Source organism: Taibaiella koreensis, from assembly GCF_003545715.1.
GTDB lineage: Bacteria > Bacteroidota > Bacteroidia > Chitinophagales > Chitinophagaceae > Taibaiella > Taibaiella koreensis.
Window position 1 is genome coordinate 1314755 of the sequence record NZ_QVNU01000001.1, and the last position, 14355, is coordinate 1329109.

At 54.4% G+C, this 14355-nt stretch carries 2 protein-coding genes; both read left to right on the top strand.

What is annotated here, in order from left to right; all coding sequences use genetic code 11:
- The first annotated feature begins 152 nt into the window (after positions 1–152).
- The gene (locus DZK30_RS05815) at positions 153–4139 is read left to right on the top strand and encodes a pyocin knob domain-containing protein (RefSeq protein ID WP_118973118.1); all 3987 of its coding nucleotides are present in this window, start codon (positions 153–155) and stop codon (positions 4137–4139) included.
- 64 nt (positions 4140–4203) lie between these two features.
- Entirely contained in the window at positions 4204–14343 is a 10140-nt protein-coding gene (locus DZK30_RS05820) for a Tc toxin subunit A-related protein (protein ID WP_118973119.1), read from the top strand.
- Positions 14344–14355 lie beyond the last annotated feature (12 nt).

A 14355-nucleotide genomic window follows, 5' to 3' on the forward strand; every position in this document is an offset into this window, starting at 1 on the left:
ACGGAACAACGGCCTTTTTTGCTATAAAGTGTCCGTTAAAGGCTCCTGGCTCACAGGCGCATAACGGCAGTAATCGCTGCCGGTAAGGCTTGCTGTATGCCTGTTAAACGGAGTTTCGATCAATAAAATCCTTGTAATTCATAAAAAAATCCATGATGGCAACACAGAACCGGTGTGACAATACACCCTTCCCCGACGGCGGACAGAACCTGAACGCCCTTTATTTTACCAAGGGGCCAGGCGAAGACTATCCGCGTGTCTACGCGCAGTATAACGACGATCCCTGCTGGGTCCCCTTACCCCTTACATTGCCGGCTTTCCCCGATCTGCAGCAGGTGCGCGATGCGGGCCGCAATATATCCCTGGCTACCGGCAGCTACGAAGATGCGCACTTTTACCTGCGCAGTGCAGATGGCAATAATATGACTACAGCTTACTTTGCCAATGGCGAAGGCGGTGGCATACAGGCAGGTAATGCTACAGGTTATGCTCCGCTGAACCTGCAGCCTGACGGCGGATTGCTGACCTATCGCGGTAATGAAGTGGCTACAGAAGCATGGGTCAACAGCCATGCTTTAGCCCGCAACGACACGCCTGTAACGAATTTCAATACCGTGACTGCAAGCGGTATTTATACTATCTACAGCGGACTGACGGCAATAAGCAATTATCCCAATATCGGCGGCAACAACAACGAGGCCACTGCCGGCTACCTGGTGGTCTACGGCAATGGTACCAATGCCGTCCAGTTCTTTTACCCCACCAACGAGAGCGCCACGCTCAACAGGGGCGGCGGCCATTGGTATCGCAGAACGGCTACTGATGTATGGGAATATAAAAACGGGGTGCTCAACATACGGACTCCTGTTGCCCCGGTGCATGCCGACGCGCTCGAGATAACCGGCGAGTATTTTATATCGGGTTTCCGCAACCAGATCTTGGCCCAGGGTTATCCCGATCCGGGCACCGATATCCCATTAATGCTCACGGTAAGGAAACGCTGGGGCAATGTTTCCTATAACTATGCGATCAGCCAGGAAGCTGTCTGCCTTCAGGAGTCGCCGGGCAACCTTACCCGTAAGTGGATACGCAGCCGGTTCAACTGGCATGGCGGTGTGGCCTGGGACGGCTGGAACGAAGTAGGTCTGCTGCGTGATGTATATACCAAGGCCCAGCTCAATACCGATGGCGCCGGCGGTGCCGTGCACTGGAACAATGTGAGCAATAAGCCGGTGATCGTATCGGCAGAGACCGATCCTACCGTACCGGCTCATGTAAAGGGCATTACCCAGGCCAATATCGATAGCTGGAACGCGAAGGAAAATGCCACGAACAAGAGTGCGGCGACAACACTCGGCACTTCAGATATTTTGTTTCCCACGCAGAATGCAGTCAAGGCTTATGTCGATACAGCTATTACGAACAACAACGCAGGCTATATCGCGGTAGGCCAGAAAGGAGTAGCGAATGGCGTAGCCACCCTGGGCAGCAATGGTAAGATACCCGATGCCCAGATCCCCGCTATTGCCATCACCAATACGAGTACCGTTGCCTCTGAAGCCGCAATGCTGGCGCTCACAGCCGAGACCGGCGATGTGGCTGTGCGTACAGATATCAATAAGAGCTTTATTCTGCAGGCAGTTCCTGCCAGCGCCCTGGCGAATTGGGTGGAACTGCGCAGCCCTACGGTGACCAACAGCGACCAGGTACCTGAAGGAACAAACAACCTGTATTTTACCAATACACGGGCACGTAATGCCCTTAGTGGCAGCACACCCATCACCTACAATAGCGGGACAGGCCAGATCGGTATCAAGCAGGCAGCCAGCGGCACGAACGGCTATTTGTCGGGAGCCGACTGGAATACCTTCAACAGCAAGGAGCCGGCGATCGCCAAGAATACGGCTTTCAACAAGAACTTCGGAACGGTTTCCGGTACTGTAGCGGAGGGTAACGACAGTCGCATCAATAACGGACAAACCGCTTACGGTTGGGGCAATCATGCTGCGGCAGGTTACCTGAAGACAGAGACGGATCCAATGTATACTGCCGACGATAAGATCATTGCCAAATACAGGGGACATTACGAAGGCGCCGATGCCAATACGCTGACGCAGGGCGGATGGTACGATAATGGCGCGGGTGCGCCCACCGGTACCAATTTTCCGGTTCTGGGCGCGGGCTTTCTTAAGGTTACGCCCTATCGCGATAGCTCCTTCAGCGCTGTAGAGCAGGAATTCGTACCCGCGGTTTATTTTCAGGGTCACCTGGGCCGCAAGTGGTATCGTACCTCATGGAATGGTGTATTTACCGACTGGAAGGAATACCTTTTCAAAGAAGATAATGTGCTTTGCTTTAAAGGCGACCTTCCCGGTGGCGTCGATCTGAACAACTACACCACCACTGGTATTTATTTTCAGAACAACGATATAAACGCACAATCCGGCGCCAACTATCCCATAGGTTTTGCCGGAAAGCTTGAGGTAACCTCTCCTTATCCCAATTTTGTTTACCAGGATTACCATAGCTATGCTGATCCGGGGGGAGGCAATAACAGGCGGTTTTGGCGCAGCTATTACAACGGTAGCTGGAGTGCCTGGAAGGAGGCTATCCAGAGCCTGCAGGCCGCGCGGAACGGCGATGCCAACGTGTGCGATGTAAGCAGCGGCTCGGCATATTATACTGCTGCTATTCAGCTACGGGAAAATCAATTTCTCGGCAGCGGTGCGCCGGCCGGGCCCAGGATCGCCTTTCACTGGAGCGGCATTGTCGCTTCCCAGATCAGGATGAGCAATTCCGGGCGTATAGAAGTGGTCAATAATCCGGGTACGGACCTGGAGCACTTCGCAGCAAAAACAATATCTGCATCGGGTGTATTCCGCTTTGAAGCAAACGGAAACTATATGGCAGGCGACACTACTGCGCAATTCTACACAGCCGGCAACGCAGCATGGCCCATAAAAGCGGGAGGACTTATGGTCTCGGACAGCTACGCCGATAATGCGCCGGTGAATGGTCTTTTTGTCAAAGGCAATACGCAGCTTCGGGGCGATAAGACGGTGATCGGCCGGCCCATTGATCCCAATGAAGAGATCACGCTGGTACTGGGCTATAGCGATACTGCCGGGCAATATGAAAAAGTGAAACTCATCAGCCATCGCCAGGATGGCGCTGCCCGTCAGGACTTCCATATCGCCATCAACAATGAATACTCATATGCCAGTGCTACTATCGCTGATTCCCGCCTGAAGATCGATGGCGTAACAGGGAATGTTTCCCTGGCCCAGCTCCGCGGTACCGGTACCCGGATGGTAGTAGCTAACGATGCCGGCGTGCTGAGCGCACAACCTTTACCTGCAGATACCAGTATTTACAATACCAACGGCAGCCTGACCGGCAACCGTCAGGTTTCGGTGGGGGCAAATGTGCTTGACTTCCAGGCGGCCAACAGCAACAGGATCGCCATTAACGGCGGTAGCGGCCAGGGTGTGACGATCGCCTCACCCAATATCATCTCCATCGGAGATGGCAGCACAGGCAATTCCGTGCTGAATGCCTTGAATATCCGCTATGGGGGCTTGGCTTATGCCGGTATTAAAACGGGCAATATTACCGCTGCCCGTACCCACCAGCTGCCTGATAGCGACGGTACTTATGTGCTGCGTATTAATGGCGTGCCTGCCGATAGTACAGGCAATGTATCGTTACTGGCCAGTGATAACTGGTGGGATCATAACGGCTACCCGGCCAATTGGGTAACGCCGGCTAACACGGACAGTGGCCCGGCCCTGGGTGTCGAAACCGGCGGTGGCCTGGCCACGCGGGGTATTACCACCCGCGATACGATAAGAGTAGTGAAACCAGAAGACCACACGCTCATTTTCGGTAAAACGGTAAGCCTCGAAATGCCCGATCCTGCTGAGTTCCCGTACAGGATGCTCCGGCTCCGTATCAGTAAAGGGGAAAGGATACTGTTCAGCAATCTGAATATCTGCGATATCGGATCCGGAAGCTCCTTACCTGAATTCGAAGGCTGCGGCGATGACTGTGGTCTTAGCCGGGGCCATACGGTCGATCTTCAATCCATCCGGGACGAAGTTGGCGCCTGGCGCTGGTTCATCACGGCTATCACGCGTTAGCCTGCATAAATACACACTCTATTTGATCACTTTTTAATTTCTATAATCCATGTCATCCTCATTAATGAAGAAAATCTCTGGTCAGCTTACCGACCAGCAGGGCCGTGCCCTGGATCATATTGCCTATGGGATCACCATAGAGCTCACGACGGCCTTACAATCGGGTTCCCCCGGCGGCTGGATCGGGTCTGCGGCGATCAATGCCACAGATGCACGCTTCGAGCTATTCACCGCTTACGACCTGAAGGCAAGCGAGCAGGTAAACTATCGTATCCTGAACCAGAACAACCTGGTCCAGTCGGGCAGCGCCGGCATTACCAATTTCGCTACGATCATTACGCTTACACCGGAAGCTTATGAGAAAATCAAAACGCCCGCAGTAGACGGCTATACGACCATCAGCGGTAAGGTCACCCTGGGAGAGGCTGCTATCTGCGCTGTTCCGGTGAATACGGAGGCGATTTCCGTGCTGGTGATCAAGCCGCATTTCCCCGAGAACCGCATACTGGGTTCCGGCAGGATAGACGCGCTGGGACACTACGAAGTAAAAGTACCCAAAGCCGATATACAGGGAAGCAGCGATGGCTGCGGCGAAGCTGCACTTGCGCAGATATACGTCGCGATACGTGCCGACCAAACGGATCTGGCCCGTTCAGGATCAGTAAGCCCGGAACGTTGCTGCACAGCGATCGATATCCATATCAGCGACAAATCGGTATTTGCCCAGTTCCTCACCGAGCTGGAAGCAAGGCTGAAGGTACTTTCCGACAGGACTGGTCTGCAGCCATCAGGGCTGGCCAACGTCAGCGATGAGCAGATCGATCCTTTGGCGGCACAGTCAAGTCTCAAAGGCGAGGAAGTACGGCTGCTTGTCCATGCAGCATGGATGTCCCAAAACCTCAACCTGGCGCTGGCAAAGCTATACGCCCTTTTTCGGGCCGGTATGGACCATATTGCAGTACTGGCCAATATGGGCAGCGACGGCTTGTACGAAGTGCTGAGCCAGGCTGGCGCATGGCATATTATCCCGGCGGTTTCCGGTATCGACGACCTGGTGGCTGTGCTGCTGGATCAGCGTGGGGAGCTTAAAGGCAAGGAGCTGACCGACAACGGAGATACCCTGCTGTCCCTGTTTACGCTGATCCTTAATAACGGCGAAGATGCGGCTACTTTTCTGAAAATATATACAGCAGATCCCGATCTGCCGGCAACGGCAATATGGGACAGGGTGAAGGTCACGCTCGGCGAGACGAAAACCGGCCGTTTGCAGAAAGGCATACAGGTGCTTGCTATTACCGGTATGCAGCCCGAGCTGACCATCAACCTGCTGACTACTGTAGGAGAAGGTCCCGTAAGCACTTTGAGCTCGTTGACCACCCAAAACCTCATGGATCGCATTCATCTGGAAAACGACAAGCACCCGGGTAAGGTTTGTATCCCGCTGGCGATTCTGGAGGCCTATGAAGGTGAAGCCGCAATAGCAGAATATGCGGGCAGGATGCACCAGGTGATCCAGGGTCTCTTCACTTCGGCTGCAATTGGCGACAAGCTGGCGCGGGACAGCGCCTTTGCCGCAGCTTTGTCCAATGCCCAGGAAGCGATCGCCTTCCTGCAGGCCAATCCCGGTTATGATTTCCGTACAGACAATGTGTGGGACCTACCCACAGACGAGAACGGCAATAAAGTGCGGGAAGCCTTAATGCCGGTACAAAACCTGGTGCGCCTTACTGATAATGCGACAGATGCCGTAGTGGCTATGATCAAAGCGCAGATCCGGTCCTCAGCCGATGTGATCGCTATGGGGCAGGAAGCATTTGCCGAAGCTTACGGTGCCGCTTTCAAAGGCGGCGTTGATGAAGCAGCCTCAGTATATTCCCGGGCCGTGCACAACAATAAATTGCATATGGAGGCCAAGATGGCGATGAGCAATTCCAGCTATCTTACCAATGTATTCCCGATGCTGGACGAGCCGGATGATACGGAACAACCGCAGCTTATGGCCCTGGCGGCTGCCGCGCCGGCAGCAGTGCCCGACATGAAGACCTTGTTCGGTAGCCTCGATATGTGCAACTGTACTGAATGTACTTCTATGTATAGTCCCGGCGCTTATTATACCGATATCCTCAACTTCATGAAAAAGAAGCTGGGCGGTAATCCTTCAACCACATTCAAGGAGCTCACCATTAACCGGCGTCCCGATCTGCCGGATATCGATCTTACCTGCAAGAATGCAAATACGCCGCTGCCTTATGTCGACCTTGTAAACGAGCTGCTGGAGCTGGCGGTACTCCGCTCGGCCAACCTGGGGCCGGCCTTTACTTCTTACCAGACCAGCGGTACGGCAAAGGAACTGGAAGCCTACCCGGAGCATACCGTGAAGGATCCCGATGGCGTTTATCGTGCGAAAGACAACTACCAGACGGTCTACAACGAGCAGCTTCGCAAGGCAGTCTACCCCAATAACCTGCCTTTCGACCTGCCGGTCGAGGAGAGCCGTACCTATCTGCAGCACCTGGGCAAGAGCCGTTACGAACTTATGTATCAGCTCCGGCCAAAAGACTATGCCGGTGATACCAGCCAGGGCAGGATCAACGAGCTGAATGCGCTGGCGGAATGGCTGTCAGTTACACGGAAAGAGGTCGATATTATCACTACTCCATCTACTACCGACACACCCAAATACTGGGGCTTCGGCACCGCAACCAGCGGCTGGTACGATATGTTGTGCAACGGCGCTCCCGGCGAAGGATTGAACACCGTGCTGACCCGTAGCAGGATCACGTATAAAGAGATGCTGCAACTACTGGTATGCGATTATATCAATCCTGTTATCACGGTTACCAAACCGCTGCCCGGCGGTGGCAGCGTTGTAGTGCGTCTGCGCACCATGGAAATCGTAGCAGTAGACGGTGCTTTGCCTACTACCTGCGACCTCACCAGGCTTTTCCTGAAATACAGCAAGACCTATGAAGCGACGCAGCCGCTTGACACCATCGCGGTAAAGACCAATTTTTTTACCAAATGGGTGACCTTTCTGCGCCTGCAACGCGCTACCGGCTGGAGCGCTTACCAACTGGACGTCGTGCTGCGCTCCCTGAGTGCTGGTTCGGCCAATCCGGCTGTGCTGGCGCCAATAACAATACCAGTCTTTAAAGCCATAGCTAAGGTGCACCAGCTATCGGGTTTGCTGAAAGCACCGCCGGAATATATCGTTTCGCTCTGGCAAAGGATCGATACGACACAGTACATCAATTTCAACAGTGATAACCAGGACCTGCTGCCGTCTGTATACGACCGAATTTTCCGCAACAAAGCCGTGCTCAATCCGGCAGATCCTAATTTCGGAGACAATGGCGCGTTTACAGGAACATATAGCGACAATACGGCTTCCCTCGTCGCTGCGTTGGGTATTGCCGAAGAAGACTTCCTGGCGCTGCTTGCCGACAGGGGCATATTGCCGGCACAAGCTACTGTTCTCGGTGCATTAAGCCCGGTGTTCGGTTTGACCTTGCTGGCCAAAGGCCTGAACATGCCGGTAAAAGACTTGCTGCAATGGCGTGCCTACTTCAATATCGCGCCGGTAACAGCGACTAACTTTATGACGCTTGATGAGACAGAAACCTTACTGGCCTATGTCGATCGTTTGAAGAAGATGGCATTCAGCCAGCCCGAGATCGCTTACCTGATCGCTAATGCTGACTCTGATGCCCTGTTTTCACCAGAGGATGACCTTATCCGCGACTTTTATACCGCTTTGCGATCCGATCTGCAGCAGTTGAATATCCTGCCTTTCCCAGATGGTATTCCGGCAGATGATGAAGCGGCGTTGGTTGCCAAGCTGGACCACGTGATCCGGCAGCACTTTACCGAAGCCTTCGCCCTGGACAGCAATGCGGTCGCGCAACTGCTGGATACCCTGATGCTGGGCAGCACGCTGACGCTGGCTGAAGGCTTACGGCTGGGGGCTTTTGTTGCCTCGGCGGGCACTACCGATCCTGTTACCGGTATCGCCACGCCTGCCATCTCCATATCGAGGACTACCGGTATCAGTGCCTTCAGCTTTGACTTGCTGTATGAAGCCTACGGGAAGATCGGCAAATCGGCGCTGGTGATCAATCGTCTGAAGATCGCGCCGGAAGAGCTGCAGGCACTGCTGTTATTTGCCGGAGCGCTTGAGATTACACAAATTGGCGATATGCCGGTTGATGTGCCCGGCCCCGCGCAGATCGCAGACCGGTTGTCCGCTTTTATCCGCCTGAATGAATGGCTCATGGTACGCGACCGCTTGAAGGTGAACAAGACTGATTTCCCGCAGCTGCTGAAAGATGCGTCCGGCGCTACTTCGGCCGCAGATTTTGCCGGCACGCTGCAGCGGATCACCAAATGGCCTGATACCGACCTGCAGGCGATCGTGAATACGCTGCAACCTGTATACAATGCCGGAGACTATGGCAAAGCAGCATTGCTGCTACAAATAGCCGCTGTTATGGAGTCGGCTTCCCTGGTAGGATTGAGCCCTGCGACCCTCCTGAACGCTTCTATACTGGTACCCCTGGTAAGCATGGCCAATGCCAAGGCGGTGCGTATGGCAGCCAAGGCCCGTTACAGCGACGACGAATGGGCGAAAGTGGCCAAGCCCCTGCAGGACATTCTGCGTGAGCGGCAGCGGCAATCGCTGGTCGGTTATATGATCGGCCTTACCAATAGCAGCAACAACTTCCTCTACCGCGACGAGAATGCCTTATACGAGGCATTGCTGATCGATGTGGAAATGAAGCCTTGTATGAAGACCTCCAGGATCAAACAGGCCATCAGTAGCGCCCAATTGTTCATGGACCGCGTTATCCTCTCCCTGGAACGTTACAACGGCACTGCTTTGTCCCTGAGCCCCGCCATGGTGGCGCAATGGGAAGGCTGGCGCAAATGGTACCGTATATGGGAAGCCAACCGCAAGATTTTCCTTTATCCCGAAAACTGGATCGAGCCCGAGCTGCGCGATGATAAAACGCCTTTTTTCAAAGAGCTCGAGACACAGCTCCTGCAAGACGAGGTGACCGACCGTACCGCCGAAGATGCTTACAGGGCTTACCTGGAGCAGCTGGAGGAAGTATCCCGGCTCGAGCCGGTATCCGCCTTCCATGAGATCAGTCCCAATATCAATGATAAAGATACGGTGCATGTGGTGGCCCGTACCTATATGCTGCCGCACCGCTATTACTACCGGAAGCTGGAGTACAATGAATGGACGCCCTGGGAAAAGATGAATATCGATATCAAGAGCGACCATGTAGTACCTTATGTATGGGAAGGCAAGCTGTATACGTTCTGGCTCACGTTTACTAAAAAGAATGTTTCAGATGCGGAGAAGAATGTGATCAAGAGCGACGAGCGTACCCGGCCGGTAAAGACTGTTCCGGACAATAACCCACCAAGGGTAATGGGACGCAACTGGGGCAATGCCCTTGTGAACAACGGACTGGTGGCCGATCCTGGCGATGACCGCTATGCCCAATGGGAAGTAAGGCTCAACTGGAGCCAACGCAAAGATGACCGCTGGCTGCCCGCAGAAGTGGCCAAAGAAGTGATGATGCTGGCGATCAACAAGCTTCACATTTCCGATATGGCACTGAATACTTATACGGCCAATACAAACAATGCGCGCACGATCATGAGCTTCCTTACCGAGAACGGCGATGTGAAAATTGACGAGCTGTTCCGGAACCGGATCCATATGATCATACGTCCCGATGTGAAGGCTTATGGTCTCACCTTCAACCTGTCGCTGCCGCCCGGCATCGATGAAAATGGTATCGGTCTGCATACTTTCCTATGGAAAGATCCGAGCAAAGACCCTGTTATATTGCGCGACGATATTGAGCCCGATACCATAATCGCGCCAGCAAATACCCGCATTAATAAGATGAAGCTGGTGGAAGATCCCTTGTCCAATGGCAAGGTAATGGTCGACAAGCTGCAGATCGCTCCTGCGGTTCCCTATGGCTATTATTCGTTCTCAACCAATATTCACTACGCCCCTTTCGCAAGGCCTATCCGGAAAAGCTCTGCGGCGATACTCAACAATACGCCGAAGGGACGATTCAAGCTGACGGCGCCGGCTGCCAACGACAGCTATGAACGCTTCAGTGTGCTGGAACCCCTGCAGGAACGCTTCTTCTTTGAAGATGATAAGAATACTTATTATGTACAAAAAGAGAAAGGAACGATCGGCTCCGCTACTACGGTGCTCACAGCTGTAAAGAAACAGAACAGCGTCCTGCTGGACGATTCGAAAATGTTGACGGCCACTTTCTATAAGAAGAACCCATGGATGACTGAGATTACTTCCGGTGCGGTGCAGTTGATGGCTGCCACGGCGACATCAGGACCGCAGCTGTTCTCGAAGGACCTGAGCCTGGGTAATCCGATTACAACCTATACCCAGCAATACCGTTTTCAAACCTTCTACCATGCGCAGATCACCGATTTTTTCAGGGTCTTCAACAAGAGTGGCATACCCGGGCTGCTGCAGCTGAGCAACCAGCGGCAGGAAGACTATATGGCCTTTTCGGGTACCTATCAGCCTACCAGCCTGGTGCATAGCCTTTATCCTACAGATAAGGTGCAGTTTGGCTTCGACGAAGCGTATGGCCGTTACAACTGGGAGCTGTTCTTCCATGCGCCGATGCTCGTGGCACAGCGCCTCAGCGAGAACCAGCAGTTTGAGGAAGCCCGTAAATGGTACCACTATGTTTTCGATCCTACCAGCAACCGGGACGGTATGACCGGTGCGGTTACCGGCGAGAAGAAGCGTTTCTGGAAGTTCTATCCTTTCTATAAGGCCGCCCAGGGTACCATCCTGACACTGGAAGACCTCGTGCTGCAGATACATAACGGCGTGGGCGAGGCCTTACAACAGGTAGACAAATGGGAAGCCAACCCCTTCAAGCCGCATGTGATTGCCCGTATGCGTGTGCTGGCTTATATGAAGAACGTATTGATGAAGTATCTCGATAACCTGATCGCCTGGGCTGACCAGTTGTTTGGCCGCGATACCATCGAGTCGATCAACGAAGCGACCCAGCTGTACGTTCTAGCCGCGCAGCTATTGGGCAAACGTCCGCAGGACATCCCGGCCAGGGCTAAAGTGGAGAGCCATACTTTCGAAGAGCTGGACGGCGCCGGCCTCGACGCCTTGTCCAATGCTATGGTGCCCATTGAATCTTATTTCGCACCCAACGATGGCCCGCTGCCCCAGCAGGGAACCAAAGACGATCATACATTGAGCATCGCCATGTTCTATTTCTGTCTGCCCAAGAACGATAAGCTGCTGGGTTATTGGGATACTGTGGCCGATCGCCTGTTCAAGATCAGGAATTGTATGAACATCGATGGCAGCGTGAGAGAGCTGGCTTTATACGAACCACCCATCGACCCGGCTCTGCTGGTAAGAGCCGCTGCAAAAGGGATCAGCATCGATACGGTGCTCAACAGCCTTTCGGCCAGCAGCCTCTCCGTCTATCGTTTCAGCTATGTGCTGCAAAAAGCCAATGAATTCAGCAACGATGTGAAAAGCCTTGGCGGCGCCCTGCTATCGGCTATTGAGAAGAAAGATGCAGAGCAGCTGGCGCTCATCCGTTCGGGGCAGGAACGGCAGGTATTGCAGCAAACGCGGTACATTAAGGAAGTGCAGGTACAGGAAGCCACGGCTAACCTGGAGTCGGCGAGACGCTCGCGTGAAAACGCCCAGGCGCGCCAGCAATACTATGCCAGCCGCGTGTTTATGAATGCCGGCGAGGCACAGCACCTGCAATCGGTGCAGACGGGTATGATCCTGCAGGCGGTGCAGGGCGGCTTACAGGCTACTTCCAGCGCACTGGCCCTCATCCCGCAGTTTCACGGCCAGGCGGCCATGGCCGTAGGCGCGAGCTTCGGCGGACAACAGCTGTCGACAGCGCTTAATGCCATCAGCGCCGGTATCGGTATCGCCGCCGCGATCAACAGCGGCAGGGGCAGCATGTCGCTTACCCGCGCCGGCTACGAGCGCCGTATGGACGACTGGCAGTTCCAGGCTTCCACGGCAGCGAAGGAAATGGAGCAGCTGGATCAACAGATACTGGCGGCAGAGATCAGGCTGGATATCGCAAACCGGGAGCTGGTCAACCACGATCTCCAGATCAGCAACAACGAAGAAACGGATGCCTATATGCGCAGCAAGTTCAGCAATGTGGCGCTGTATAGCTGGATGATCGGGCAAATCGCCACCACCTATTTCCAAAGCTACCAATTGGCATTTGATATGGCCAAAAAAGCGGAAGCCTGTATGGACCTCGAATTGCCTCTGGTGCAGAAACCCGCGGCCGGCTTTATCGGCTTTGCCTATTGGGACAGTCTGCGCAAGGGATTGCAAAGCGGTGAAAAGCTACAGGCCGATCTCCGCAAGATGGAAGCGGCTTATATGGACAACAACAAGCGCGAGCTGGAGCTGACCAAGAACATTTCCCTGGCGCTTACCGATCCGGCCGCGTTGCTGGATCTGCGTACCAAAGGATCCTGTGTGATCAGCCTGCCCGAGGCGCTGTTTGACCTCGATTATCCCGGCCATTACCTGCGCCGCATCAAATCGGTAAGCCTGTCGCTGCCCTGTATCGCCGGCCCTTATACCACGGTGGCTGCTACGCTGACGCTGACGAAGCACCTGGTGCGCAAAAGCGATAGCAGCGCTGTAAACCCTGTAACGGAGAACATCAGGCTGCAGCCCATCGCTACCAGCAACGGGCAAAATGACGGCGGCGTATTCGAGCTCAATTTCAGGGACGAGCGTTATCTGCCTTTCGAAGGCCGTGGCGCTGTGAGCGAATGGGAGCTGCGTCTTGCCGATGAAGACCAGGTACGGCTGTTTGACTTCGAAACCATTTCGGATGTGATCATGCACCTGCGCTATACCGCGCGCGAAGGCAAGGCCGCCTACCGCACCGAGCGTGTCGCCGCGATAAACCAATTGGTCGAAGCGCTGCCGGCCGATCCGGCACAGCCTTTCCTGGCGCGTTATTTCAGCCTGAAACATGACTACAGCAACGATTGGTATGCTTATGCCGCCGTTTTCGGAGACAATGCTTATGCCCGTATGCGGATGAGCCTGAACAACGATCGTTTCCCTTTCTTCTGCAAAGACAGGAATATCGGCATAAGCCGTATTACGGCAAGGCTACAGGGCAAACAGGTGCTCACCGGCAGCTACAGACTCAGCATTACCTATACCAAAAGCAATACCGGCGCCTACCAGACAAAAGTACTGGAGCTGACTGCAGGTCCTGGAAATGTTTACGAGCGTTATGCTGATTTTACGCTGGCCGATGCGCTGCAGATCGATGGCAATACCAAAATGCTACAGCTTCGCCTGGAAAAAACAGATGGCAGCACTGTGACCAAAGTGAACATGGACGAGCTGCTCGACGATCTTTACCTGGTTGTTTCGTACCAGCTGGGCGAGCCAGGCGCCACTCCTGCGCCCGACGATCGTCCCCAGGGCGACGTGCCTCTAGGGGATCTGGCCGCCTGGTGGCAGGCCGATGCCCGGAACGTGATGCTGCCCCCGACGAAGTATATCAGCAGCCTGACAGACCAGAGCGGAAATGGCGTGCACCTCGGCCATTATAACCCCAGTGAAGCGCCGCTGCTCACGGATGCCAACGGCCGCAAGGTAGTCCGCTTTGAAGAAAGTATTCTGTATAACGGCAGCCAGGTCGATGCGATCGCCGGCGACGATAGCTGTACGCTCTTTTATGTGGGATCAGCAGGAATAGGCATAGGGCTCGATGCCGGCAGCAACCGGCATGCCCTGGACATCGGCCGCGAGCTGTTTGAAGTGCGGCTTACTGCCTCGGGCGATGAGCTGTATAGCCTTCAGCCGGGCGATCCGGCCGGTATACGGGCAAGGATGTATGTCGTGGACCAATCGATCCCCGGCAGCACGACGCTCAAGGTCTGCGATCCGCAGCTGGTGGTGCAACAACAAAACACCTTTGCCAACGGAACGTTTGTTACTACCGGAAGCACCGGCCTCGTTATGGGCGCCAAAGGCGCACCGGGCGCCTTCCGCGACGGCGATTTCTATGAAGCGCTGGTCTACAAAGGGCTGTTGAGCGCCGGCGATCAGCGCGCAGTCATGGCCTATCTGAAGGGAAAGTATCCTTTCGCAGTATAGCCGGCAAGATCT

Coding starts and splice junctions, on each gene's coding strand:
- DZK30_RS05820 (WP_118973119.1), top strand. CDS start 4,204: ATGAAGAAAATCTCTGGTCAGCTTACCGACCAGCAGGGCCGTGCCCTG.
- DZK30_RS05815 (WP_118973118.1), top strand. CDS start 153: ATGATGGCAACACAGAACCGGTGTGACAATACACCCTTCCCCGACGGC.